23 protein-coding genes are annotated in these 23,468 nt (G+C 64.6%); 10 read left to right on the top strand and 13 right to left on the bottom strand.

All coding sequences use genetic code 11. The features are described 5' to 3' along the window. Positions 1 to 151: 151 nt before the first annotated feature. From GCM43_RS05240 to GCM43_RS05210, 7 genes are all read right to left on the bottom strand, one after another. Entirely contained in the window at positions 152 to 505 is a 354-nt protein-coding gene (locus GCM43_RS05240; RefSeq protein ID WP_152242447.1) for a hypothetical protein, read from the bottom strand. 317 nt (positions 506 to 822) lie between these two features. Further along, on the bottom strand, positions 823 to 2,883 hold the full coding sequence (locus GCM43_RS05235) for a putative bifunctional diguanylate cyclase/phosphodiesterase (RefSeq protein ID WP_226929323.1): 2,061 nt from the start codon (positions 2,881 to 2,883) through the stop codon (positions 823 to 825). A 44-nt stretch (positions 2,884 to 2,927) separates the two neighbouring features. Next, on the bottom strand, positions 2,928 to 3,323 hold the full coding sequence (locus tag GCM43_RS05230; RefSeq protein ID WP_152242446.1) for a response regulator transcription factor: 396 nt from the start codon (positions 3,321 to 3,323) through the stop codon (positions 2,928 to 2,930). 245 nt (positions 3,324 to 3,568) lie between these two features. Further along, a complete protein-coding gene (locus tag GCM43_RS05225; protein WP_152242445.1) occupies positions 3,569 to 4,213 on the bottom strand; it encodes a response regulator transcription factor in 645 nt (214 codons plus the stop codon). Next, positions 4,210 to 5,697: a sensor histidine kinase gene (locus tag GCM43_RS05220; protein WP_152242444.1), complete on the bottom strand. Its 1,488-nt coding sequence runs from the start codon at positions 5,695 to 5,697 to the stop codon at positions 4,210 to 4,212. The genes GCM43_RS05225 and GCM43_RS05220 overlap by 4 nt, the downstream gene beginning before the upstream one ends. Before the next feature lie 118 nt (positions 5,698 to 5,815). Further along, positions 5,816 to 8,182 carry an FdhF/YdeP family oxidoreductase gene (locus GCM43_RS05215; RefSeq protein WP_152242443.1) on the bottom strand — a complete coding sequence of 789 codons (2,367 nt, stop codon included), beginning with the start codon at positions 8,180 to 8,182 and terminating at the stop codon, positions 5,816 to 5,818. Then, entirely contained in the window at positions 8,179 to 10,992 is a 2,814-nt protein-coding gene (locus GCM43_RS05210; protein WP_193315544.1) for a bifunctional diguanylate cyclase/phosphodiesterase, read from the bottom strand. The genes GCM43_RS05215 and GCM43_RS05210 overlap by 4 nt, the downstream gene beginning before the upstream one ends. Before the next feature lie 278 nt (positions 10,993 to 11,270). Here GCM43_RS05210 and GCM43_RS05205 point away from each other — a divergent pair, with 278 nt between their 5' ends. The 7 genes from GCM43_RS05205 (at position 11,271) to GCM43_RS05175 (ending at position 17,391) form a co-directional block, all read left to right on the top strand. Continuing rightward, positions 11,271 to 11,945, top strand: a complete 675-nt coding sequence (locus GCM43_RS05205) for a response regulator (protein ID WP_152242441.1) — start codon at positions 11,271 to 11,273, stop codon at positions 11,943 to 11,945. A 118-nt stretch (positions 11,946 to 12,063) separates the two neighbouring features. Continuing rightward, positions 12,064 to 13,062, top strand: a complete 999-nt coding sequence (locus tag GCM43_RS05200; RefSeq protein WP_152242440.1) for an MBL fold metallo-hydrolase — start codon at positions 12,064 to 12,066, stop codon at positions 13,060 to 13,062. A 100-nt stretch (positions 13,063 to 13,162) separates the two neighbouring features. Beyond that, positions 13,163 to 13,705 carry a Dps family protein gene (locus GCM43_RS05195; RefSeq protein WP_152242439.1) on the top strand — a complete coding sequence of 181 codons (543 nt, stop codon included), beginning with the start codon at positions 13,163 to 13,165 and terminating at the stop codon, positions 13,703 to 13,705. 219 nt (positions 13,706 to 13,924) lie between these two features. After that, entirely contained in the window at positions 13,925 to 15,349 is a 1,425-nt protein-coding gene (locus tag GCM43_RS05190; RefSeq protein WP_152242438.1) for a cytochrome ubiquinol oxidase subunit I, read from the top strand. A gap of 2 nt (positions 15,350 to 15,351) precedes the next feature. Next, a complete protein-coding gene (cydB, locus tag GCM43_RS05185) occupies positions 15,352 to 16,359 on the top strand; it encodes a cytochrome d ubiquinol oxidase subunit II (RefSeq protein ID WP_152242437.1) in 1,008 nt (335 codons plus the stop codon). Further along, entirely contained in the window at positions 16,359 to 16,508 is a 150-nt protein-coding gene (locus tag GCM43_RS05180; RefSeq protein ID WP_152242436.1) for a DUF2474 domain-containing protein, read from the top strand. Before cydB ends, GCM43_RS05180 begins: the two co-directional genes overlap by 1 nt. 88 nt (positions 16,509 to 16,596) lie before the next feature. Then, positions 16,597 to 17,391: a hypothetical protein gene (locus GCM43_RS05175; protein ID WP_152242435.1), complete on the top strand. Its 795-nt coding sequence runs from the start codon at positions 16,597 to 16,599 to the stop codon at positions 17,389 to 17,391. Positions 17,392 to 17,397: 6 nt separating this feature from the next. Here the strand turns inward: GCM43_RS05175 and GCM43_RS05170 are convergent, their stop codons facing one another. From GCM43_RS05170 to GCM43_RS05160, 3 genes are read right to left on the bottom strand one after another with little or no spacing between them, the layout of a single operon-like run. Further along, entirely contained in the window at positions 17,398 to 18,018 is a 621-nt protein-coding gene (locus GCM43_RS05170; RefSeq protein ID WP_152242434.1) for a TetR/AcrR family transcriptional regulator, read from the bottom strand. Positions 18,019 to 18,047: 29 nt separating this feature from the next. Further along, positions 18,048 to 18,314 (bottom strand): UBP-type zinc finger domain-containing protein, encoded by a 267-nt coding sequence (locus tag GCM43_RS05165; RefSeq protein ID WP_152242433.1) that lies wholly within the window; start codon positions 18,312 to 18,314, stop codon positions 18,048 to 18,050. Positions 18,315 to 18,325: 11 nt separating this feature from the next. Further along, positions 18,326 to 18,943, bottom strand: a complete 618-nt coding sequence (locus GCM43_RS05160; RefSeq protein WP_226929322.1) for a TMEM175 family protein — start codon at positions 18,941 to 18,943, stop codon at positions 18,326 to 18,328. 197 nt (positions 18,944 to 19,140) lie between these two features. Between GCM43_RS05160 and GCM43_RS05155 the strand changes: the two genes are divergently transcribed. Further along, on the top strand, positions 19,141 to 19,572 hold the full coding sequence (locus GCM43_RS05155; protein ID WP_152242432.1) for a hypothetical protein: 432 nt from the start codon (positions 19,141 to 19,143) through the stop codon (positions 19,570 to 19,572). A 6-nt stretch (positions 19,573 to 19,578) separates the two neighbouring features. Here GCM43_RS05155 and GCM43_RS05150 read toward each other — a convergent pair whose 3' ends face one another. Together GCM43_RS05150 and GCM43_RS05145 are read right to left on the bottom strand one after the other, a co-directional pair. Further along, positions 19,579 to 20,925 carry an ATP-binding protein gene (locus GCM43_RS05150; protein ID WP_152242431.1) on the bottom strand — a complete coding sequence of 449 codons (1,347 nt, stop codon included), beginning with the start codon at positions 20,923 to 20,925 and terminating at the stop codon, positions 19,579 to 19,581. Beyond that, positions 20,922 to 21,584 (bottom strand): response regulator, encoded by a 663-nt coding sequence (locus tag GCM43_RS05145; protein WP_152242430.1) that lies wholly within the window; start codon positions 21,582 to 21,584, stop codon positions 20,922 to 20,924. Before GCM43_RS05145 ends, GCM43_RS05150 begins: the two co-directional genes overlap by 4 nt. 138 nt (positions 21,585 to 21,722) lie before the next feature. Between GCM43_RS05145 and sodC the strand changes: the two genes are divergently transcribed. Then, a complete protein-coding gene (gene sodC / locus GCM43_RS05140) occupies positions 21,723 to 22,235 on the top strand; it encodes a superoxide dismutase family protein (protein ID WP_152242429.1) in 513 nt (170 codons plus the stop codon). 27 nt (positions 22,236 to 22,262) lie between these two features. Next, complete coding sequence (locus GCM43_RS05135) at positions 22,263 to 22,802, top strand: ankyrin repeat domain-containing protein (protein WP_152242428.1); 540 nt, start codon at positions 22,263 to 22,265, stop codon at positions 22,800 to 22,802. Positions 22,803 to 22,813: 11 nt separating this feature from the next. Here GCM43_RS05135 and GCM43_RS05130 read toward each other — a convergent pair whose 3' ends face one another. Beyond that, positions 22,814 to 23,452: an HlyD family efflux transporter periplasmic adaptor subunit gene (locus GCM43_RS05130; RefSeq protein ID WP_152242427.1), complete on the bottom strand. Its 639-nt coding sequence runs from the start codon at positions 23,450 to 23,452 to the stop codon at positions 22,814 to 22,816. Positions 23,453 to 23,468: the final 16 nt, after the last annotated feature.

Below are 23,468 nucleotides of genomic sequence, written 5' to 3'. Positions count from 1 at the left end.
CGTGGCAAACCAAGTAGGTCGGATTGGCCGGGCCGCGCAGGCCGCGGAGCGGCGTAATCCGACAATATCAGCTGCGAATTGTCGGATTACGCTATGCTAATCCGACCTACCGTCCTCTTAAATTAGCGGCATTAGGGTCCGGTTTTCAGGTTCAGGCGGCGTTGACGTCGTAGCGCGACATGTCGCCCTTGCCGCCTTGCCAGAGGGCGGCAAACGCTTCGCCGACGTGGCGGCTCAGCGATGGGCGGCGGCGCGACTTGCGCCAGAATTCGTAGCGGCCCTTGAATACGTAGCCGTCGATAAAGGTCACCTCGAAATCGAACTGCATGTCCGAACGCACGGCGTCGACCCAGGTGCCCAGCAGGCGGTCGGCTTCGCGGAACGCGCCCAGCACGGCGCGCTGGGCATTGGCGCGGCCGATGCGGATATGAGCCACTTCGATCTTCTCGCCGTCATAGTCGTCGCCGTCGTCAGCGCAGTGTTCTGGCATGGCCTGTGCAATCATGATAACCTCCGGTTTGTAAATGCTGTTTGTGGGTTCGGCCACGCGCGCCAACGCGTGGTGTTTTTACAGAAAATGCGTTTTTGTACCAGCTACCATTTCAACAAAATGCCCGGCTTTCGTCGCCGGTCATCAGTCCTACTCCCGACCTGGCCATACGATAGGTGACAGCGCGGGCCAGGTACGCTTACACCGGGTTTGCAATTGGTACATCTTGCGCACGGGCACGATGTTGAGCGTCAGTTTGTGTGCGATCTTCAGGTGTTGGAACCATTTCATACAGTGCTCTTCGTCAGACTCGGGTCGACAGGAATGGTGGCTCAAGCGGCCTGCCGCTGGTCGCTCGCGTGCAGGAAGCGGCTGGCGGCCAGCGCCGGCAACGGCCGGCTGTAGTGGTAGCCCTGGATCTGGTCGCACTGCCAGCCAGACAGCAGGGCGCGCTGCGCTTCGGTTTCGACGCCTTCGGCAATCACCGTCAGGCCCAGGCTGTGACCCAGGCCAATAGTGGCCTGCACGATGGCGGCCTGCTCGGCCACGCCTTGCATATTGCGCACGAAGGACTGGTCGATTTTCAACTTGTGGATCGGAAAGCGGCTCAGGTAGGCCAGGCTGGAGTAACCGGTGCCGAAATCATCGATGGCCAGCGTCAAGCCCAGTTCGCGCAGGCGACGCAGCAAGGCAATGGCGCCCTCGGCGTCTTCCATCACCACGCTTTCGGTAATTTCCAGTTCGAGCTGGGCCGGATTGACGCCGCTGGTCGCCAGCAGCGCTTCGATATGCGGCAGGAAGCCGGGTGCGGCAAACTGACGCGGCGAGATATTGACCGCCACCATCGGCGCCACGCCCATCGCCTGCCACGCATGCAACTGACGGCACGCCTCTTCCAGCACCCAGTTGCCCAGCTCGACGATCAGACCCGACTCCTCGGCGAGCGCGATAAACTGGTCGGGCGGCACCAGCTGGCCGTCGCGGCGCCAGCGCACCAGCGCTTCGAAGCCCACCAGATTGCCGTCGGCCAGCGACTGCTGCGGCTGGTAATGCAGTTCCAGTTCGTGGCGCTCCACCGCATGGCGCAGACGCGCTTCGAGCGCCAGGCGGGCGCCGGCCTGAGCGTTGATCTCTTCGCTGTAATGCACCAGCGTGTCGCCGCCGGCCTGGCGCGCCTGCTGCAGCGCGGCGTCGGCATTGCGCAGGAGCGCTTCGGCTTGCGGGCCATGTTCGGGATAGCTGGCCGCGCCCAGGCTGAGCGTAGTGAAAATTTCATGCCCCTGGTGGCTGTATGGTACGCGCACTTCGTCGCGCAGGGCCGAGATGGCGGCCTCGAATTCGGCGCTGTCGCGCGCCCAGCGGTACAGGATGGCGAAATTGGCGCCGTCGAGGCGGAACACCTGGCCGCCGCTGGCCTCGGCCACCTGGCGGATGCGCCCTGCCAGGCCGACGATCATGCGGTCGCCAAAGCCGTGCCCCAGGCCGCCGACAATGCGCGAAAAGCGATCGATGGTGCCCAGCACCACCGCATGCGGCGTCGCCGGCAGGCTGCGCAGGCACGCTTCGAACGAGCGGCGATGGGCCAGGCCGGTCAGCGGATCATGGCCAGCCGCATGTTCGAGCTGCTGCTCGACGCGAAAGCGGGCCCGCACGTGGTACAACAGGAAGCCGCTGGTCAGCAGCGCCAGGATATCGAACAGATGCACCAGGCGCGTCATGCCCATCGCATCTTTTTCGGCGCTGGCGCCGCCGGCATAGATGGCGCCCTGCACCGATTCATGCAGCACCGCCACGCGCTGGCGCAGCTGCGCCGCTTCGATGCGAAACGCGGCCGTGATGGCGGCCAGCTCGGCGCTGCTGGCGTTCAGGCCGGCCTGTTCCAGTTTTGTCACCAACGCCGGGCCTTGCGCCAGCAAACGCCAGTAGCTGGCATTGATGGCGGCCAGCGCCGGCTGCTCACCCATGCCCAGGCGCAGCGCCAGAAAATCGCGCTCCAGCCCGGCCCGCAACTGGGGCAGCTGCGCCAGGAAATGCCGGTGCGACGCCGGCGCGGCGCTCAATTGTTCCAACGCCTGCTGGTAGCGCTGCAGCGAGCCGCCCAGTTCGCCCAGATGGCGCAGCATCGGCAGATTGCGCTCCAGCAGCGGCCCGGCGCTGTGGCGGATGCTGCTGGTGGTGTGCTCCATCACCGCCGATAACGCAATGCTGGCCAATATCATCAGCGACAGCAAAGCGCGGATCGACCAGCGCGCGACAGGCTGGCGCAGTTTTTTCAGGCGGCGTGCCTGCTGCGTTGCCAGCCGCCACAGCGCCGCGACGCGGCGTGGCAGCCAATACAACTGGGATGCCAGCGTCGGCATGGCGGCATGGAACTGGTTGGCGGCAAGGTGCATGGCGGACTCCTGGCGCGGTGGCCACTATAAGGTCGGTAGGTCGGTCAGTGCGGCTGGCAGGCCTGGCGTATGCAGCGCACCAGGTCATTGGCCTGGAACGGCTTGCTGAGGAAACACGAGGCGCCCGACTGCAGCGCGCGCTGGCGCACCACGACCTCGGGAAAGGCCGTCAGCATGATCATCGGCGTGGCGCTGCCATCGCGGCGCATGCTCTCGAGCAGGTCCAGGCCGCTCATGCCCGGCATCTGCAGGTCGCTGACGATGCATTGGTAGGTATCGAGCGACGGGCCGGCCAGCAGGCTCTCGGCGCAGTCGAACACGGTGGTGGTGTAGCCATACGAGCGCAGCAGGCTGCCAACGGCATTGCGCACCGACTCGTGGTCGTCGACGATGGCGATATGGAAAAGTTCTTCGTTATAGTCAGTTGATGTATCGGTCACAGCATACTCCCGGATGTGGATGACGCCAGGCGGTCATCCAACGCATGGGAGAACGATACAGGTCCAGCAGCGGACAGGAAATCATACAAGGGTATAAGAAGGCGCCGGATCGGCAATGCGTTCAGTTATTCTGTCCGGCGCATTTAAAAGCGTAAAAGCCTCAAAGCGGGCCGGAGACGCGAGTCTGAGAAAATGCCGATGGTGGTGTTGTCGGGTTACGCCCTGCGGGCTAACCCGACCTACGCCTATTTGCGGCGCGCGGTATCGATGCCCAGCGCTTCGGCCATGCGCACCAGGTCGGCGAAGGTGCGCGCCTGCATTTTGCGCATGGCGTTGCCGCGATGGATCTTGACGGTGATTTCGCTGGTGCCGAGGTCGCCGGCAATCTGTTTGTTCATCAGGCCGCTGGCGGCCAGCGCCATGATTTCGCGTTCGCGCGGGGTCAGCGTGGCGTAGCAGTCGTGCATGGCCTGCGCGGCCTGGTCGCGCGTGCGCCGGTTACGATCGGACGCCAGCGCCAGGTTGACGGCGTCGAGCAGGTCCTGGTCGCGAAACGGCTTGGCCAGGAAGTCGTGGGCGCCGGCCTTCATGGCGCGCACCGACATGGGAATATCGCCATGGCCGGTCATGAAGACCACCGGCAGCGGCACGCCGTCGCGATTGAGCTCGGCCTGGAAATCCAGGCCGCTGATGCCCTGCAGGCGCACGTCGAGCAGCAGGCAGCTGGCCACCTCGGGGCGTGGCTGCGCCAGGAACTGCGCCACCGAGCCATAGTCGGCCACGTTGAGGCCTACCGAGCGCAGGAGGCTGGAAATGGCTGCGCGCAGCGGTGCATCATCGTCGACGATATGCACCAGGCCATCGTCTTGCTGTTCCATCATGTTGCTCATGCGGCCTCTGCCTGATCCTGTTGTCCGTCCTGCGCGTTTGTGCTGTCCATCACCGGCAACGCAAACGACAGTGTAGCACCGGCGCCGACGCTGCTGCGGGCCCAGATGCGGCCGCCATGCGTCTCGATAATCGAACGGCAGATCGGCAGGCCCATGCCCATGCCGTTGTCCTTGGTGCTGAAAAACGCTTCGAACAGGCGTGGCAGATGGTCGGGAGCAATACCGGGACCGGTATCGGCCACATGGCACTGCACCGATCCGTCGGCGTCGAGCGTGGTGCGCAGCGTCAGCGTGGCCGACCCGCCGCTCACGCCGTCCATCGCCTGCATGGCATTCATCAGCAGATTGATCAGCACCTGCAGCAGCTGCACGCGGTCGCCGCGCACCAGCGGCAGATCGGGTGCCAGTTCCAGGCGCAGGCTGACCGAATGGCTGCCCAGTTCGCGCTGCACCAGGCTGGCCGCCTCCTGGGCTACCGAATTGACGTCAAGCGGCTGGTGGTTCGGGTCGCTGCGGCGCGCCAGCGCGCGGATGCGCCGGATCACTTCAGTGGCGCGCGCGCTCGCTTCAAGCAGGCTGGCAATCGCCGCGCGCGCTTCGTCCAAATTTGGCTCGCGGCGGTTGAGCCAGCGCAGGCTCGCTTCGCCATTGGTGGCAATGGCCGCCAGCGGCTGGTTCACTTCATGCGCAATCGAGGCGGCCAGTTCGCCCAGCATAGTCACGCGCGTCACATGGGCCAGTTGCACCTGCGATTCATGCAGCGCTTGCTCGGCCTGCACTGCAGCGGTAACGTCCATCACAGCGCCCAGGTATTCGCAGTGACCGGCCTTGTCGTAGGTCGGATGGGCCAGCACATGCAGGTGTTTGAGCTTGCCGTCGAGCGTGCGCACGCGATGGCGCACGTCGACCTTGCCGTCGCAACGCATCGCCTGGTCCATCGCAGCGCGCACCTGCGCGCGGTCTTCCGGCAGTACACGTTCGAGCACCAGCTCCATGGACGGCTCCACCTCCGACGGATAGCCGAAAATGCGCGCCGCCTCTACCGACCAGCACATGGCGCCGTCCGGCGCGCCCAAGCTGAAGCTGCCGGTCTTGCTGATGCGCTGGGTACCGGCCAGGAAGCCTTCGCTGCGGCGCAAGGCGTCTTCGCGCGCCAGCAGGTCTTCGGTAGCAGCCTGCCCGCTCAGGGCCAGGAAGGCGGTAATGCCGATAGCCGCCAGGCTGACCACCAGGCGCCCTGAAGCCGGGCCGGAAAAGATCGAGGCATGGATCACGCCATAGGCGATCAGCGTGAGCATCAGGCAGGCAATGGTGGTCAGGATCACGCCGCGGCGGCGCCAGACGCTGGCCGACAGCAGCACCACCACCACATACATGACGGCAATGGCCACATCGAGGTCGGTAAAGGTGTCGACCACGAAGATCATGATGGTGACGGCGACCAGCAATATCGACAATAGCGGACTTCCCGGGACGCGTACCATGCCTGATTCTCCAATGTTTTATCTATTTGCCAGTATTTTAATCCAGCAATTTTTAGACCGAGCTATACGAAAGTATAGTTTTGGCCTGATGCAGATGGAAAAATCAGGGAATCGGCGCCTAGCGGCCTCCATTGGCCGGCATGCTGCCCGGCACCAGCAGTACCGGGATCGATTTGAAGGTCGGCGTGCCGGCGCCGTCGGCCACGCTGGCCAGCGGCACCAGTGCATTGGTTTCCGGGTAATAGGCGCCCACGCTCCCCCTTGGAATATCGTAGGCCACCAGCATGAAGCCGTCGGCGCGCCGCTCGACGCCGTCGTCCCACACGCTGTGCACGTCGACCCAGTCGCCGGCCTGCATGCCCAGCATGGCGATATCGTCGGCATGAATAAAGAGCACGCGGCGCATGCCGAACACGCCGCGGTAACGGTCGTCGAGCGCATAAATGGTGGTGTTGTACTGGTCGTGCGCGCGGACCGTCATCATCACCAGCAGGCGCTCGCCATGCAGCGCGCGGGCGCGCGTGATCGGCGTATCCTTCGGCAGCGCATGTACCGAGAACTGCGCCTTGCCGCTGGGCGTATGCCAGATGCGCTGGCGCGGCGCGACCGTCAGGTGAAAGCCGCCCGGCACGGCAATGCGCGCATTGTAGTCGTGGAAGTCATCGAACACGCGCGCGATATCGTCGCGGATCAGCGCATAGTCGTCGCGCCACGCGCGCCAGCGCAGGCCGTGGCGGCCCTGCCCTGGTTCGTTACCATTCGAGCCGCCCAGCGTGGCCTCGGCCATGCGCGAGACGATCGCCACTTCCGACAGCAGTTCGTCGGAGGCCGGCTGATTGCGGCCGTACGACACATGCACCATGCTCATCGAGTCTTCCACCGTCACACCCTGCGCCACGCCCTGCTGCAGGTCGATTTCGGTACGCCCCAGCGTGGGCAGGATCAGCGCTGCACGGCCATGCACCAGGTGACTGCGATTGAGCTTGGTGGTGACATGCACGGTCAATGCGCATGAACGCAGCGCCGCAAAGGTCTGCGGCGTGTCGGGCGTGGCGACGGCAAAATTGCCGCCCAGGCCGACAAATACCTTGACCCGGCCTTCGGCCATGGCGGCAATCGTCGCCACCACATCATGGCCGTGCTGGCGCGGCTGCGGAAAGCCGAAGACCTGCTCCATGCGGTCGAGGAATGCCGGCGTCGGCTGCTCTTCGATGCCCACCGTGCGGTCGCCCTGCACATTGGAGTGGCCGCGCACCGGGCACAGGCCGGCGCCCTGGCGGCCGATATTGCCGCGCATCAGCATCAGATTGGTCAGCATCTGGATAGTGGCCACCGCATGCTTGTGCTGCGTGATGCCCATGCCCCAGGTGGCGATCACGCGTTCGCTCTTCGCGTAAATATCGGCCAGCAGCCAGATCTGCTCCTGCGGCACGCCCGACTCCTGCACCAGGTCGGCCCAGCTCTCGCCGCGCAGGTCGGCTGCAAAGTCATCAAAATAGGCCGTGTGCTGGGCGATAAAATCGAGATCGAGCAAACGGTGCTCGCCCTTTGCAAGCGCCGCATCGTCTTTTTCCAGCAGGCGCTTGGCAATCCCCTTGACCAGCGCCAGGTCGCCGCCCAAGCTGGGCTGCACGAATACCGAGGCGATCGGCGTGCTGCCGCCGGTCAGCATGGCCACTGCATCCTGCGGGCTGGTAAAGCGCTCCAGGCCGCGCTCGCGCAGCGGGTTGATCGACACGATGGTGCCGCCGCGCAGGGAGCAACTGCGCAACTCGTCGAGCATGCGCGGATGGTTGGTGGCCGGGTTCTGGCCGAACAGGAACAGCGCGTCGGCATGCTCGAAGTCGTCCAGCGTAACGGTGCCCTTGCCGGCGCCGACGACCGGCGGCAGGCCGCGGCTGGTGGCCTCGTGGCACATGTTCGAGCAGTCGGGGAAATTATTGGTGCCAAAGGCGCGTGCAAAGACCTGGTACAGAAAGGCCGCCTCATTGCTGGCGCGCCCCGACGTGTAGAACGCCGCCTGGTCGGGATGATCGAGCGCATTCAATTCTTGCGCGATCAGGGCAAAAGCGTCGTCCCAGCTGACCGGCAGGTATTTGTCGCTGGCCGCGTCGTAGCGCATCGGCGCGGTCAGGCGGCCATGCTGCTCAAGCTCATAGTCCGATTGCGCCAGCAGCTCGGTAACGGTATAGCGCTCGAATAAGTCGGCGCGCACGCGCTTGCTGGTGGCCTCGGCCGCCACGGCCTTGGCGCCGTTTTCGCAAAATTCAAAGGTCGACGAATGTTCGCGGTCCGGCCAGGCGCAGCCGGGGCAGTCGAAACCGTCGTGCTGATTCTGTTTGAGCAGCGTGCCATACTTCCCCGGCGCGACGCGTTCGCGCACCAGGTTCAGCGCCACGTAGCGCAAGGCGTCCCAGCCGGCGGCAGGATGGGTATACGGGGAGATTTTACCGGCGGGCGTATCGGGTTTGTCGGAATGGCTCATGTGGCAGTCTCCTCGGTTGACGTTTCAACGATAGCAGAATCCGGTGCGGCGTTCACGGTATGGGTATTGCCGTGACCATCGACCAGGTCCAGATGATGGTTCTGGGTGGCTGCCACCAGCGGCTGGTGTCCGAACAGCAGCGCCTGCGGCGGCACGGCGCGCCCGAACAGATAGCCCTGCAGGCCGCCGCAGCCGATCTGGCGCAGGCTGTCCCACTGTTCGCGGCTCTCCACGCCTTCGGCCACCACCTGCAGCCCCATGCTGTGGGCCAGCGTGACGATGCTGCGCACGATGGTCGAGGCATGCGGCGTATGGAGCATATCGTGCACGAAGGAACGGTCGATCTTCAACTGGTCGATCGGCAGGCGCTTCAGGTAGCTGAGCGATGAATAACCGGTACCGAAGTCGTCAAGCGAGAAGCTCACGCCGCGCGACTTGAGCAGCGACATCTTGCCGATCACGTCCTCCACGTCCGCCAAGAGCATGCTTTCAGTCAGCTCGAGTTTGAGCAGGTGCGCGTTGGCGCCGCTCCTGGCAATAATCTGCAGCACGCGCTCGGCAAAGGCCGGCTGGCGGAACTGGCGCGCACTGACATTGACGGCCACCGTCAGATGGCATGTAGCAGCATCGCCCGACCAGGCGACCAGCTGCTGGCAAGCCGTTTCCAGCACCCAGTCGCCGATCTCGCCGATCAGGCCGGCCTTTTCGGCCTGCGCAATGAATTCGCCTGGCGCCACCAGGCCGCGCCGCGGATGCTGCCAGCGCAGCAGCGCCTCGGCGCCCGTCATGCAGCCATCGGCGTCGACCACCGGCTGGTAGTACAGCAGCAGTTCGCGCTGCGCCAGGGCCGCGCGCAGGTCCGTTTCCAGCGAGGCCGAAGCATCGAGCGCAGCCTGCATGGCCGGATCGAAAAAGCGAAAGGTGTTGCGCCCGGCCGCCTTGGCTTCGTACATGGCCATGTCGGCCTGGCGCAGCAGGTCGTTGATGGTGTGGTGGCCTTCGCCAAACAGCACCACCCCGATGCTCGGTGTGCTGCGCAACTCGTGGCCATCGAGCGGATAAGGCAGCCCCAGCGCCTGCAGCACCTTGCTGGCGACGATTTCGGCATGGGCGCCAGCCTGCGCGGCCGAGCCGCCCACGTCGTCGAGCAGGATCACGAATTCATCGCCGCCCAGGCGCGCCACGGTATCGCTGTCGCGCATCACCTGCTGCAGGCGGAACGAGACCATTTCCAGCAAGCGGTCGCCCACATCGTGGCCCATGGTGTCGTTCAACTGCTTGAAGTTGTCGAGGTCGACAAACAGCACTGCGCCATGGCAGCCCCCGCGCTCGGAGCGCGCAATCGCGTGAGCCAGGCGGTCAAGCAGCAGGCGCCGGTTCGGCAGGTTGGTCAGGCCGTCATAGAAGGCCAGGTGGGCAATCTCGGCCTCGGCCAGCTTGCGCGCGCTGATGTCCATCAGGGTGCCCACCATGCGCGTGGCGCTGCCGTCGCGCGCACGGTCGACCACCTTGCCGCGGCTTTGCAGCCAGACCCAGTGACCATTGCGGTGGCGCATGCGGTATTCGGCTTCATACGGACGACTACGGTCGCCCAGGTGCTGCGCCAGCGCGCGCTCGAGCGCCTCGCTGTCGTCGGGGTGAACCAGCAGGCGCCACTCGCCGCTGGCCAGCGCCAGCTCGCCCGGCACATAGCCGAGCATGGCGGCAGCGCGCGCGTCGATGGTGCGCAGGTCGCTCGCCAGCTGCCACTCCCACAGGCCCAGGTTGGCGCCGTTCAGCGCCAGCTCGACGCGCTCGGCGGCCGCAACCCGTTCATTTTCGCGCGCAGCGGCGATCTCTTCGAGTGCGAGGCGGCGCCGCTGCGCCAGCGCCAGCCCGACCGCGCCGAACACACCGGTCAGCAGCCAGGCCAGGCCGCTGCTCCAGGCCAGGCTGTGCCAGCCGGCCTCGATGCTGGCCTGCGAGCGCGACAGGCTGATCACCAGCGTCTTGTCCAGGCCCAGGCTTTGCAACTGCATGGTGCGCTGGACCACCAGCCGCTGCTCGCCACTGGCGGCCTGGCCCTGCTCGACCGTCAGCACGCGACCGCTGTGCAGGTGGCGCACAAAGAACGGATCGGGGGCGCTGCGCGCGCGCATGGCAGCCGGATCGGCCGGCACATACAGGATGCGCCGGCCGCTGTTTTCGGTAATGGCGCTATTCATGTCGGGCGCATACAGGGCCGAGCGCATCACGGCGTCGAAATACTCGGGATTGAGAATGGCGCTGACGGCGCCCTCGTTGGCGCCATCCTCGGCGACCAGCGCCAGCGACAGCTTGATATTGAATACGCCCGGCGTATTTTCGTAGGGCTGCGACAGGTACAAGGTGTCGGGCGAGCGCATCTGCACCACCTTGCTGGTAAATTGATGGTCGTCCAGGCGCGCATCGCGCAGATCGTCGTCGGACAGGCGGATGCGGCCACGCTTGTCCACCGCCACCATGGCGCGCACGCCGGGCATGGCGCGTTTGAGCGACTGCAGCAGTACCTGGCGGCAGTTGCCGGTGCAATCGGCGTTGGGATGGAACACGCGGCGGGCACTGTCGAGCGCATTGCGCACGCCTTCGAACTGGTGCCGCAGGTTCTCGTCGATAATCATTGTCTGCATGCGCATGCGCTCGATATCGGAGGCGATCAGCAGGCGCCGCTCGTTCCAGATAAAGTAGCTCACCATCAGGGCGCTCATGATCAGCACGCCGGCCAGCACCAGCCATTCGGCGCTGCTGCGGCGCGGGCGCGGCAAACGCTGCAACAAATCCATCGGCATCATTTTTATTCCCTTCGTGGATGGTCGGACACGCTTGGGCCTGTCCATGCCAGCCACTATAGGCAGCGTTTTCCTGGTGGAAAATTAGACTTTCGTATAAGCCCCTATACCAAAGTACAGGGCCGCACCCGCGCCGCAGAGCGGAAAACAGCGCTCGCAGCAGCGTCCTATACCCACGTATAACTAGGCAGCGCTGCAACGGTTTTGCACAATGCGTCATCGGTTAGCTGGCCGCCCCGCTGCCAACGACGCCGACCCGATTACCGTACCGAGGATCAGCCATGCACACCATCACGCCAACAACGAGCACAGCGCATGCGTCCCACGCAGCGCCGGACACCACCACCATCGTGATTGCCGATGACCATCCGCTGATCCGCGCCGGCATGGTGTCGCTGCTGCAGTCGGAAGGCAGTTTCACGCTGCTGGGCCAGGCCTGCGACGGCGAGCAGGCTGTCGAGCTGTATCAGCGGCTGCAGCCGGACGTGCTGCTGCTGGACCTGTCGATGCCGCACTGCGACGGCATCGAAGCGACGACCCGCATCCATGCGCTTTATCCGCAGGCGCGCATCATTATCATGAGCGCCCATGAGGGAGACGAGGTGGTGTACCGCTGCATGCAGGCCGGCGCCAGCGCCTACCTGTTGAAAAACGCCCCGTTCGACGAACTGCTGGCCACGATTGCCAGCGTGCTCAAGGGACGCAAGGTGGTGACGCCCCAGATGGCCGCCAAACTGGCCACCCGCGTGCACGGCAGCGACCTGTCGATACGCGAACGCGAAATCCTGGTGCACCTGGCCACCGGCGCGTGCAACAAGACGATTGCCCGCGCGGCCGGCATCGGCGTGGGCACGGTGAAGTTTCACATCAACAATATCCTGTCCAAGCTCAACGCCGCCACCCGCACCGAGGCGGTGATGCTGGCCAGCCGGCGCGGCCTGCTGGGGCTGCATTAGGCGCGCCCTGTCTTTGGATCAGTTTGCCAACTGATCCTGTGGCAGTCGCCTGCCGCGGCACGCGCCGTTAGCATGGCAGTGCAAGCCCCATTGAACGCAATTGTGAAGAAAGTCATCCATGCATCCATGTTCCTCTTTCATCAAAGCCGGCAGGCTGTCACTGGCCGCCATCGCCGTGGCACTGGCACTGCCGCTGGCCATGCCGACTGGCGTTGCCCATGCCGCGGCGCCACAGGTACAGACCCAGGCGCCCGGCTATTACCGCATGATGCTGGGCAAGTTTGAAGTCACGGCCCTGTCGGATGGCACCCATGCTTTCCCGGTCGATACCGTCATGCGCAATATCACGGCCGCCGAGATCGGCCGTGACCTGGCGGACGCCCAGCTGACCAAGCCGGTACAGGGCTCGATCAACGCCTTCCTGATCAATACCGGCAAGAAGCTGGTGCTGATCGACGCCGGCGCCGGTGTGCTGTACGGCAACTGCTGCGGGCGATTGCTGGACAATCTGCGCGCTGCCGGCTACCAGCCGGAACAGGTGGACGAAGTATTGCTGACCCATCTGCACAAGGACCATGCAGGCGGCATCGTGACCAACGGCAAACCGGCCTTTCCCAATGCCGTGGTGCGCGTGTCGCAGGCCGAAGCCGACTACTGGCTGTCGCCAGCCAGCAAGGCTGCCGGACCGGACTTTCTGAGCACCTTCTTTGATGCGGCAGTCAACGTCACGGCGCCCTATATGCGTAGCGGCCGTTTCCAGCCCTACACCAGCTTTGGCGAACTCACGCCCGGCATTACCGCCATGCCGGCGCCGGGCCACACGCCCGGGCACGCCATGTACCTGGTCAGCGACGGCGCGCAGCAGTTGCTGGTGTGGGGCGATATCGTGCACGTGGCCGCGCTGCAGATGCCGCAGCCGGCAGCCACGGTGCAATACGACAGCAGCCAGGAAGACGCCCGCGCCACGCGCACGGCCCTGCTGAAAAAACTGGCCGGCGATCATCTGCTGGTAGGCGCCGCCCATATCGCCTTCCCTGGCCTGGGCCATGTGCGCCAGCAGGGCGATGGCTATGCCTGGCTGCCGGTCAACTACGACGGCCTGCCGCCAGCACCGTAATTCCGATTTTGATCCAGCTGGTACGGGCGCATGGGAGCGGCGCCCCGCACAGGCCAGTTCACATTTTCCGCCCCGCTAATCTCACCGACGAAAGCACATCATGAACAAAACGACTGACATCCTGCAAGACTTTGGTTCCCTCGCTGACGTTCGTATCGGCCTGTCGGCCGAAGTGCGCGCCCAGAGCGTGCATGCGCTCAATCGCCTGCTGGCCCACACCATGGCCATCCGCGACGCTTACAAGAAAGCCCACTGGCAAACCTCGGGCGCCGCCTTCTACCAGCTGCACCTGTTGTTCGACAAGCACTATGGCGAGCAGGAGCTGATCATGGACACCATCGCCGAACGCGTGCAGACGCTGGGCGGCGTGACCTTCGCCCTGGCTGGCGACGTGGCCGACGAATCGTCGATCGCACGCGCACCGCGCGGCCGCGAATCGGCCCTGGCCCAGCTCGAGCGCCTGGTCACTGCCCATGAAACCATCCTGATCGAAGCGCGTCCGCTGGCGCGCACAGCGGCCGATATCGGCGACGACGGCACCAATGACCTGATCGTCAGCCAGGTGGTGCGCGCCAATGAGCTGCAAAGCTGGTTTATCGGCGAGCACCTGGCAGCCCAGAGCAAAGCCGGCAACACCCAGTAAGCTCCACCCTCGACCCTACGCCACATCGGGCGCGCCACTGCAGAGGCGCACCCGATGTGGCGCTCAGTACGCAGTTTCCATATCGGCTGGCGGCTGTTGCCTGTCCTGCCCCTCTTGTCCGACATATCCCGAACCCGGCACATGCGCCGCCTGCGGCCCGCATGCGCACCGGTGCGCTCAAAAGCAGGATGTGTGCCCCACCCCGCCTGGAGAACAACGATGGATAGCACCGCCCTGTTGTTGGCCCGAATACAGTTTGCTTTCACCATCTCGGTCCATATCATTTTCCCCGTCATGACAATCAGCCTGGCCAGTTTCCTGGCCATCCTGGAAGCGTGCTGGCTGCGTACCGGCCAAACCGTCTACCGCGATCTGTATCACTACTGGATCAAGATTTTTTCCGTCAACTTCGGCATGGGCGTGGTATCCGGCCTGGTGATGGCCTACGAGTTTGGCACCAATTGGAGCTTTTTCTCCAATTTTGCCGGCAGCATTACCGGCCCGCTGCTGGCGTACGAGGTCATGACCGCATTTTTCCTCGAAGCAGGCTTCCTGGGCGTGATGCTGTTCGGCTGGAACCGTGTCGGCCCGGCGCTGCACATGTTTTCCACCGTAATGGTGGCGCTGGGCACGCTGGTGTCGGCCACCTGGATCCTGGCCTCGAACAGCTGGATGCAAACGCCGGCCGGCTATGCCATCGTCGATGGCCGCGTGGTGCCGACCGACTGGCTGGCCGTGATCTTCAACCCCTCGTTTCCCTATCGCCTGGCGCATATGGGCGTGGGCGCCTTTATTGCCACCGCGCTGATCGTCGCTGCCACCGGCGCCTGGCATTTGCTGCGCGGCCATAACAGCCTGCATGTACGCAAGATGTTTGCCATGGCGCTGGGCATGCTGCTGCTGATCGCGCCATTGCAGGCGCTGCTGGGCGACATGCATGGCCTCAACACCCTCAAATACCAGCCGGCGAAAATCGCCGCCATCGAAGGCCACTGGGAAAACGGGCCGGCGGCAGAAGGCGTGCCGATGACGCTGTTCGGCCTGCCCAACATGCAAACCGAAACAACAGACTATGCGGTGCGCATCCCGCATCTGGGCAGCCTGATCCTCACGCACAGCTGGGACGGCCAGTTTGCCGGCCTGAAGTCGATTCCGCGCGCCGACCGCCCCAATTCGGCCGTACTGTTCTGGAGCTTTCGCATCATGGTCGGCCTGGGCCTGCTGATGATCGCGCTGGCCGTGCTCGCTGCGATTGCCCACTGGCGCGGCCGCCTGTACAGCGCGCGCTGGCTGCAGCGCTTTGCGCTGTGGATGGGCCCGGCCGGGCTGGTTGCCATCCTGGCTGGCTGGTACACCACCGAGATCGGCCGCCAGCCGTGGGTTGTGTACGGCCTGCTGCGCACCGCTGACGCCGCTTCGCCGCATGGCGTGCTGGAACTGTCGATCAGCCTGATCCTGTTCGTGCTGGTGTATATCCTGGTATTTACCGCCGGCGTCCTGTACATGCTGCGCCTGATGCGCGCCGATCCTGCGCCAGCCGGGGCCCACTTGCCGGCCGACGGCGGTCCCGGCACCAGCCGCCAGGCCATGCGTCCGCTATCGGCCGCCATTGACAATGACCACACACCTGGAAAAGGAGCATAAGCATGGGCATCGACCTGGCAGTTCTGTGGGCCGTCATCATACTGTTTGGCATCATGATGTATGTGATCATGGATGGTTTCGACCTCGGCATCGGCATCCTGTTTCCCTTCCATACCGATAAAACCGAACGCGACGTCATGATGAATACGGTCGCCCCGGTATGGGACGGCAATGAAACCTGGCTGGTGCTGGGCGGCGCGGCCCTGATGGCCGCCTTTCCCATCGCTTACGGCATTATTCTCACCGCGCTGTACCTGCCGCTGATCTTCATGCTGCTGGGCCTGATCTTTCGCGGCGTGGCGTTCGAGTTCCGCTTCAAGGCGGATACCGCGCAGCAGCCGCTGTGGGACCGCGCCTTTATCTGCGGTTCGACCTGCGCCGCCTTTTTCCAGGGCGTGACGCTGGGCGCGTTTATCGGCGGTATCAAGGTCAACGGTCACGCCTTTGCCGGCGGCCCGTTTGACTGGCTGGCGCCGTTCCCGCTGTTTTGCGGTGTGGGTCTGGTACTGGCCTACGCACTGCTGGGCTGTACCTGGCTGATCATGAAAACGGATGGCGCGCTGCAGCAGGGCATGAAAAAGCTGGCGCGTCCGCTGACCTGGATCATGCTGCTGGTGCTGGCCATCCTGTCGGTCTGGACGCCAATGACCCATCCCCTGATTGCCCAGCGCTGGTTCAGCACGCCCAACATCTTCTGGCTCCTGCCGGTGCCTGTGCTGGTGCTGCTGGTCACCGGCACGCTGCTGCGTTGCTTGCAGCGTGACCCGCACGGCGGTCCGTTCGTGCTGACGCTGTGCCTGGTGTTTCTCGGCTTCAGCGGCCTGGCCATCAGCCTGTGGCCGCACATTGTCATGCCCGTCATGACCATCTGGGAGGCATCGGCACCGCCGCAGAGCCAGGGCTTTACGCTGATCGGCGCGTTGTTCATCATCCCCTTTACCCTCGCCTACACGGCATGGTCGTACTACGTGTTTCGCGGCAAGGTCAAACCAGGCGAGGCTTATCACTAATGAAACGACAATACCTTGAAAAGCCGCCCCTGCTTTGGCCCAAGCGGCTGTGCTGGCTGCTACTGATCTGGCTGGGCAGCGTCATGGCGCTGGGCGCGGCAGCCGGGCTGCTGCGCCTGCTCATGCACGGCATCGGCATGTCGCGCTAGAGTTCATGGCCGGGCCTGATTAAAGTTCTGGCAAGATTGTCCGTTACCGATGATGCATGCCGCCTGCCTGGCATGACAGGGAACCAGCATGATCAATGTCACGACCTACACCAGCCAGAGCACACCGCGCACGGCCTCAACCGCATATGGCGCCAGCGTGTCCATCAACGGCGCGCCCGGCCAGGCTGGCGCCGCGACCGGCGCCGCCGCCGTTGCCGACACCACCGTCATTTCCACGCTGGCCTCGCGCCTGTCCAGGGCCGCTGGCGTGACCGGGACCAGCAATCAGGGGCTGGACCGCCAGGCGCTGGCCGACAAGATCAGCCAGAACAACCTGGCCACCTTCTATCCGCTCGACGCGCAGCACAAGGCAGCTGCCGCAGCCCAGACGCCCGAGCCCAATGACGCCGCGTCGGCGCAGTCGGCGAAAGCAGCGACCGCCTTTGTCGACAAGAAAGGCCCGAATCCGTTTGCGGGCTTATCTCGCGAGCAATTGTCGACTATCGCCCAGGATGAAAGCGGCACCTTTACCGTCAACGAGAAGCGCGCGGCGCTTACCCAGGCCTATGACGAAGAGCTGGCCTGGCGCCAGAAGGTAGTGGCCGAAGCGATGCGCGAATATAACGAGACGGGCAAGATGACTAAATTCTTCTCTTCGGTGCTCGGCCACTTCAACGCGCTGCCGGAAGCCGAACAGGTGCTGTACCCGGCCGATTACGCCAGCGGCCTGCAGGAAAAGATCGACCTCGATTTCAACTACTTCAACCACGCCGCCCACGATGGTCCGCCAACGCCAGGCTCGCTGGCCAGCCTGACCGGCCGCCAGTTGGGCAAGGATGGAATGGACTGGCTGGCACTGCTTGAGTTGCCAAAGCGCAGTTAAGGTCAATCAGGCGCCGTAAGCGGCCACGAACACGGCCACGGCGCGCTGCGCCGCCGCCTCCAGCACAGCCGTGCTGGGCTGCTCGAGCACCCCCATCAGAAACTTCATCAGCAGTTCGGACTCAAGCAGCGCACGCAAATGGGCTGCTGCCACCTGCGCGTCGGCCTGGCGCAGCAGGCCGCACTGCATCAACTGCTGCAGCAGCGTAGCCAGCTGCATCTGGTAGCGCGCAATGCCGTTATGGTAGACGCTGCTGCGCACTTCGGCGCTGGCGCCGTCCGACAGCGCCAGGCGCCGCAGCGCCTGGTAGCCCGGCGCGTACAGCGTCTGCAGGAAGCGCGTGCCAAAAGCGCACAAGGCCGGCTCCATGGACCCAGGCGTACCGAGCCTGGCGCCGGGCAAGGCTATCTCGCTGAACACATGCTGTGTATCGTGCTCGGCCTTGCCCAGCACCACCTCGAAGAAGAGTTCGTCCTTTGACGCGAAATAGCTGTACAGCGTGCCCTTCGAGCACTGGGCGCGATCGCTGATGTGAGCCATCTGCGTTCGCTCGTAGCCCTGTTCCAGAAATACGCTGGTGGCCGCCTCGAGAATTTCCAGTCGCTTGCTTTCGGTCTTGACACGCATGCCGTTACCACGCTTCCATTGAGTTCAGTTCAGATGGGATCATAAAACAGCTCGTCGACATAGCACCAGCCCCAGGTTTCCCCCGGCTCCTTGGAGCGCATGATCGGGTGGCCTGTCGCGTGAAAATGCTTGGTGGCGTGCTTGTTTTTCGAGTCGTCGCAGCAGCCCACATGGCCGCACACCATGCATACGCGCAGGTGGACCCAGGTGTCGCCCATCTTCAGGCATTCTTCGCAGCCCTTGGAATTGGCGCCGCGCGTATGGATATCGTGCAGGTGTTTGCAAGCCTGGGTCATGGCAATCTCCTTCAGTCAGTGGACGGGGCGCTGCGCTGCTGCGGAATCAGCCACAGCAGCGCAACGCCGATATAGATGGCAGCGCCCAGCGGGGCGTACCACAGCGACAGCACGATCGCCACCAGATACAGGGCGATCGACAGTTCCTTCTTGCGGCTGCGGCCCACGGCATGGGCCAGCGGCGAATCGGGACCTTCGCATTTCACCAGCGCCTGTACCAGCTGGCGAAATGAGATCGCGCACATCAGCATGACCACGCCATAGAGCGCCATCGGCGCCGGCGTCAGCGGGTAGTTGCCGGCCCAGGCGGTGACCAGCGGAATCAGGCACAGCCAGAACATCAGGTGCAGATTGGCCCACAGGATGCGGCGGCTGACGCGGCGCGCCAGCTGGAATACATGGTGGTGGTTGACCCAGTAGATGGCCACGTACAGAAAACTGAGCAGGTAGGCGCTCAGCACGGGCGCCATTTCCAGTACCTCGTGCCAGTCCGGTCCGGTCGGCACCTTCAATGCCAGCACCATGATGGTCAGCGCCACGGCAATCACGCCGTCGCTGAAGGCTTCCACGCGCCCCTTGTCCATGCCGGGCTCAGGCTCCTGGCTGTGGCCTTTGAATAATTGTTTCATATGCAAGCCGGCGCCGCGCGCCCGGCAAAAGTGATTCACTGTCTCTATGGTAACGCCGCCAGACGGCGCTGCGCCCTGCCGAAAGGCCAGTAGGCGCCGCCAACTGCACCTAGGATAGGTCACGCCAGCGGCTAATTGACGCTACACTCGCTGCAGCGCGCCCTTGCGCGGGAATCACCATGAACCGGAGCAAAACCATGAGTACACCAGACAGTATCGTCAATGACCAGGCCGAACGCGCCAAGCTGAACGCCCTGACGCGCGCCCTGCGCGACCTGCACAAGCAGCTGATTCATGTTGAAACCCAGTATTTCGGCGCCGTCGGGAGCCCGCTCGAGCTGCTGCAACTGGTCACCAACCACCCGCATTTTGCCTGGCTACAAAAGCTGTCGGGCCTGATGGCGCAGCTTGACGAACGGCTCGATGAACCCGAAGCGGTCACGCCCGAAGTGGCCACCGCCTACCGCAGCGCTATCGAAGCGCTGATCGGCCCGTCCGAAGCGGGCGACCAGGAGTTTCGCACCAAATACAATGCGCTGCTGCATGACGCGCCGGAAATCGTGATGGTGCATGGCGCGGTACGCCAGCTGCTGGGTGCGATTGCCGCACCGGCCAAACCGGCCGCCTGATGTGGCCTAACCCGGGACGCTGGCCGTTGCAGTCTCGGGAGCCGCAGCGGGAACGGGAAACAGCACCGTGACCATCAGGCCACGGCCGCTGCCTTGGTCGGCGGCGTCCAGCACGATCTGCGCCTGATGCTGGTCGGCAATATTGCGCACGATCGACAGGCCCAGGCCGCAGCCCCAGGCATCATTGCCGTCGGGCCGATAGAAGCGGTCGAACAGGCGCGCGCGGTACTGCAGCGGCACGCCGGGTCCGTTGTCGCTCACGCGCAGCAACGGGCGCCCCGCTTCCACGCCCGCCTGCAGGTCGACCGTGCCGCCCTGCTGCGTGTAGCGCAGTGCATTGTCGATCAGGTTATTGAGCAGCACCTGCAGTGCATCCGGGTCGGCTGCAATATTGACCTTTGCTGGCGCCACCACGCCCAGGTCGATGGCGCGGCTGTCGGCCAGCGCGCTATGGTCGGCCACCGCCGCTTCGAGCATCTGCCCCAGGTCGACCGTCGTCAGTTGCCCTTCGGTCAGCGCCACCTCATGACGCGCCAGACTGAGCATCTGGCGCACCAGATGCGTGGCGCGGTCGAGCCGCTCGTGCAGCTTGCGCAGCGCCTCGCTGCGCGCCGCCTCGGTCTCGGCCCGCTCGACCAGCTGCAACTGCAGCTTCAAGGCCGTCAGCGGCGAGCGCAGTTCATGCGCGGCGTCGGCCACGAAGCTGCGCTGGGCTTGCAGCGCCTGATCGAACTTGTGCATCAGGCCATTGAGGGACGCCACCACCGGGCGCAGCTCGGGCGGCATGTCCTGTACCGGCAGCGGCGCCAGCGCATCGGCCGAACGCCCTGCCACCGCCTGGGCCAGGCGCTCCATCGGCGCCAGCACGCGCGCCACCACCACCACGATCAGCAGCGCCAGGATCAGCGCAAACAGCAGCAGCGGCGCGCCGGCGCGCAGCGCCATGGCGGCGGCCAGACCGTCGCGCACCTCGAGCGGCTGGGCCACCTGCACATAGCGTCCGCGCCGCGTTTCGCCATACAGGCGCCAGCGCTGCTTGAACACCGTCACTTCGGCAAAGCCCGATACCGCATAGCGCGGCAGCTGTGGCTTGTCGGGCGAGATGACCTGCTGGTGGCCGGCATCGTCCCAGGCCTGCAGCACGAACATTTCTTCCGGGTCCTGCGCCAGCGCCATGCCGGTATCGGGCGCAAATTCGTTGGGCAGGGCCGCAGCCAGCTGGCGCAGTTGCAGATCGGCCAGCTCGTTGGTTTCTTCCAGCAGCGAGCGGTACAGCGACGCGCCCGCCGCCAGCACGCACAGCAGCGTGGCGCACAACAACCCCAGCAGCAGCTGGCCGCGCATGGTCTTCATGGCGCCAGCGGCAGTTTGTAGCCGACGCCGCGCACGGTTTTGATGAAGTCAGCGCCGAATTTCTTGCGCAGCTGGTAGATATACACATCGACGGTATTGCTTTCCACCTCGCTGTCCCAGGCGTAGAGCTTGTCTTCGAGCTGGCGCTTCGACAGCACCACGCCAGGATGGTCGAGCAAGATGCGCAGCAGCGCAAAAGCGCGCGGCGGCAGCTTGACCGGTTCGCCTTCGAACGTCGCCTCATGGCTGGCCAGGTCCAGCGTCAGCGCACCATGCACGATGACCGAGCGGGTGCGGCTGACACGGCGGCGCAGCAGGGCCCGCACGCGCGCCAGCAGTTCATCGAGATCGAAGGGCTTGACCAGATAGTCGTCGGCGCCCGCATCAAGCCCTTCGACGCGGGCCGGCGTGCCGTCGCGGGCGGTAATGATCAATACCGGCAGATCGCCGCCGCGCGCGCGCGTGGCGCGCAGCACCTCCATGCCCTGCTTGCCGGGCAGCCCCAGGTCGAGCAGCATCAGGTCGTAGGCGAAGCCGGCCAGCGCCAGCTCGGCGTCATGGCCGTTGCGCACCCAGTCGACGGCATAGCACTCGGCACGCAGGCCTTCGCCCAGGCTCTCGCCGATCATCGGATCATCTTCCACCAGCAACAACCGCATTGCGTACTCCATACCAGGTCAATACCGGCATCTTACTCCGTGTGCGCCTAAGGAACACTGGACCTCCGCTTAAAATGCGACAATGACGAATGCACAATGCATGCACTGACCTCTACACTTGCCAACCGGGAGAAACGTATGAAAATGTTGTTGCCTATGGTATTGATGCTGGGCGCGCAATTTGCGCAGGCACAAACGGTGGAACTGAACTTTGTCGGACCGAACGGCGTGGAAAAAGCTGCCGGCACCGTCACCATCAGCCAGACCGGCTACGGCGCGCTGCTGACGCCCGACCTGCAGGGCCTGCCGCCTGGCGTGCACGGCTTTCATTTGCATGAAAAACCGTCGTGCGAGGCCAGCGTCACCGATGGCAAGCCGACACCGGCCGGCGCCGCCGGCGGCCACTGGGACCCGGCCAAAACCGGTGCCCACAAGGGCCCGTATGACGACAGCGGCCACCAGGGCGACCTGCCGGCACTGTACGTCGGCGCCGACGGCCGCGCCACCTATCCCGTGCTGGCGCCGCGCCTGAAAGCCGAACAGTTCAAGGGCCACGCCCTGATGGTGCACGTGGGCGCCGACAACCACAGCGATCACCCGGAGAAACTGGGCGGCGGCGGCGCGCGCATGGCGTGCGGGGTCGTAAAATAAACCCTCGCTTTATGAAGGAATGAAAACATGACCACACCTCCCCCACCAACGAAACCGGCAATGGACGCCGAGACGCTGGAATTTATCCGCAGCCTGTTTGCGCTGGTGCGCGAAGGCGATACCGAACAGCTGGCGCTGATGGTGTCGAAAGGCGTGCCGGTCAATTTCCGCAACGAGAAAGGCGACAGCCTGATCATGCTGGCCAGCTACCATGGCCATCTGGCCACGTCGCGCCTGCTGCTCGAAGCGGGCGCCGATCCGAACGTGCCCAACGACCAGGGCCAGACGCCGCTGGCCGGCGTGGCCTACAAGGGTTATCTGGAGATTGCCGAACTGCTGCTGCAGCACCGTGCCCATGTGGAAGGGGCAAGCCCGGACGGCAAGACGCCGCTGATGATGGCGGCCATGTTCAATCGCCTGCCCATCGTCGAACTGCTGCTGCGCCACGGCGCGCGCGCCGATACGGTCGACAGCCGCCGCATGACGGCAATCTCGCTGGCCAGGACCATGAACGCGCCCGACACCCTGGCCTACCTGGAAAAACTGGCTACGGGCAGCCAGAGCTAGCGCATGCGCCTTTAGCTGCGCGTATCGACGCTGACGCGCATCGGCAGGCCGGGCTGCAAGGGATGGGCAGCGACTTCGCTGGCGTCGAGCGAAATGCGCACTGGTTCGGCGGCCTGATGGCCGATGTGTATCACCATGCCGTGAAAGCGTATCTTGCGACCGTATGGAGCGGCAGTCAGCGTTACCGGCTGGCCGCTGGCCAGCCTGCCCAACTGCGATTGCTCGAAGCGCGCCGCTACCCACATGTCGGCCAGCGGCGCCAGCACCATCAGCCTGGCGCCAGCGACAACCTGCTGTCCCGCCTGTACCAGGCGCTCGGTGACGACGCTCGCCTGCGGTGCCGCTGCCATGGCATGCGACACCGGCCCCTTCAGCTCTACGAGTGCCTGGCCAGCGCGCACGCTGTCGCCATGCTCGGCAGCAACCGCCAGCACGCGGCCGGCAACCGGCGCCAGCACCGGTACCAGCCTGCCTTCGACCACCGCATCGCTGCTGACCTCGCGGTATTGCATGCGCTGAACCCAGTGCACGGCAAAAGCGGCCACGATCACCAGCAAGACGGCCAGCATGGCCAGTGCCAGCTGGCGCCGGCGGCGCCTTTCGGCGTATTCGCGCTCGCCCATGTGTGGGTCAGGAAGAGATGTCTGCATGCTGTGCCATCGTAAA

It is taken from the genome of Janthinobacterium aquaticum, from assembly GCF_009208565.1.
In the GTDB taxonomy this organism is placed as follows: Bacteria; Pseudomonadota; Gammaproteobacteria; order Burkholderiales; family Burkholderiaceae_D; genus Janthinobacterium.
This window is presented reverse-complemented; position numbering and strand designations above follow the sequence as displayed.

What these genes read in the sequence shown, in the direction of transcription:
- GCM43_RS05240 (WP_152242447.1), bottom strand. Translation starts at nt 505, where the DNA reads ATGATTGCACAGGCCATGCCAGAACACTGCGCTGACGACGGCGACGAC.
- GCM43_RS05235 (WP_226929323.1), bottom strand. Translation starts at nt 2,883, where the DNA reads ATGCACCTTGCCGCCAACCAGTTCCATGCCGCCATGCCGACGCTGGCA.
- GCM43_RS05225 (WP_152242445.1), bottom strand. Translation starts at nt 4,213, where the DNA reads ATGAGCAACATGATGGAACAGCAAGACGATGGCCTGGTGCATATCGTC.
- GCM43_RS05220 (WP_152242444.1), bottom strand. Translation starts at nt 5,697, where the DNA reads ATGGTACGCGTCCCGGGAAGTCCGCTATTGTCGATATTGCTGGTCGCC.
- GCM43_RS05215 (WP_152242443.1), bottom strand. Translation starts at nt 8,182, where the DNA reads ATGAGCCATTCCGACAAACCCGATACGCCCGCCGGTAAAATCTCCCCG.
- GCM43_RS05210 (WP_193315544.1), bottom strand. Translation starts at nt 10,992, where the DNA reads ATGATGCCGATGGATTTGTTGCAGCGTTTGCCGCGCCCGCGCCGCAGC.
- GCM43_RS05205 (WP_152242441.1), top strand. Translation starts at nt 11,271, where the DNA reads ATGCACACCATCACGCCAACAACGAGCACAGCGCATGCGTCCCACGCA.
- GCM43_RS05200 (WP_152242440.1), top strand. Translation starts at nt 12,064, where the DNA reads ATGCATCCATGTTCCTCTTTCATCAAAGCCGGCAGGCTGTCACTGGCC.
- GCM43_RS05195 (WP_152242439.1), top strand. Translation starts at nt 13,163, where the DNA reads ATGAACAAAACGACTGACATCCTGCAAGACTTTGGTTCCCTCGCTGAC.
- GCM43_RS05190 (WP_152242438.1), top strand. Translation starts at nt 13,925, where the DNA reads ATGGATAGCACCGCCCTGTTGTTGGCCCGAATACAGTTTGCTTTCACC.
- cydB (WP_152242437.1), top strand. Translation starts at nt 15,352, where the DNA reads ATGGGCATCGACCTGGCAGTTCTGTGGGCCGTCATCATACTGTTTGGC.
- GCM43_RS05180 (WP_152242436.1), top strand. Translation starts at nt 16,359, where the DNA reads ATGAAACGACAATACCTTGAAAAGCCGCCCCTGCTTTGGCCCAAGCGG.
- GCM43_RS05175 (WP_152242435.1), top strand. Translation starts at nt 16,597, where the DNA reads ATGATCAATGTCACGACCTACACCAGCCAGAGCACACCGCGCACGGCC.
- GCM43_RS05170 (WP_152242434.1), bottom strand. Translation starts at nt 18,018, where the DNA reads ATGCGTGTCAAGACCGAAAGCAAGCGACTGGAAATTCTCGAGGCGGCC.
- GCM43_RS05165 (WP_152242433.1), bottom strand. Translation starts at nt 18,314, where the DNA reads ATGACCCAGGCTTGCAAACACCTGCACGATATCCATACGCGCGGCGCC.
- GCM43_RS05160 (WP_226929322.1), bottom strand. Translation starts at nt 18,943, where the DNA reads ATGAAACAATTATTCAAAGGCCACAGCCAGGAGCCTGAGCCCGGCATG.
- GCM43_RS05155 (WP_152242432.1), top strand. Translation starts at nt 19,141, where the DNA reads ATGAGTACACCAGACAGTATCGTCAATGACCAGGCCGAACGCGCCAAG.
- GCM43_RS05150 (WP_152242431.1), bottom strand. Translation starts at nt 20,925, where the DNA reads ATGAAGACCATGCGCGGCCAGCTGCTGCTGGGGTTGTTGTGCGCCACG.
- GCM43_RS05145 (WP_152242430.1), bottom strand. Translation starts at nt 21,584, where the DNA reads ATGCGGTTGTTGCTGGTGGAAGATGATCCGATGATCGGCGAGAGCCTG.
- sodC (WP_152242429.1), top strand. Translation starts at nt 21,723, where the DNA reads ATGAAAATGTTGTTGCCTATGGTATTGATGCTGGGCGCGCAATTTGCG.
- GCM43_RS05135 (WP_152242428.1), top strand. Translation starts at nt 22,263, where the DNA reads ATGACCACACCTCCCCCACCAACGAAACCGGCAATGGACGCCGAGACG.
- GCM43_RS05130 (WP_152242427.1), bottom strand. Translation starts at nt 23,452, where the DNA reads ATGCAGACATCTCTTCCTGACCCACACATGGGCGAGCGCGAATACGCC.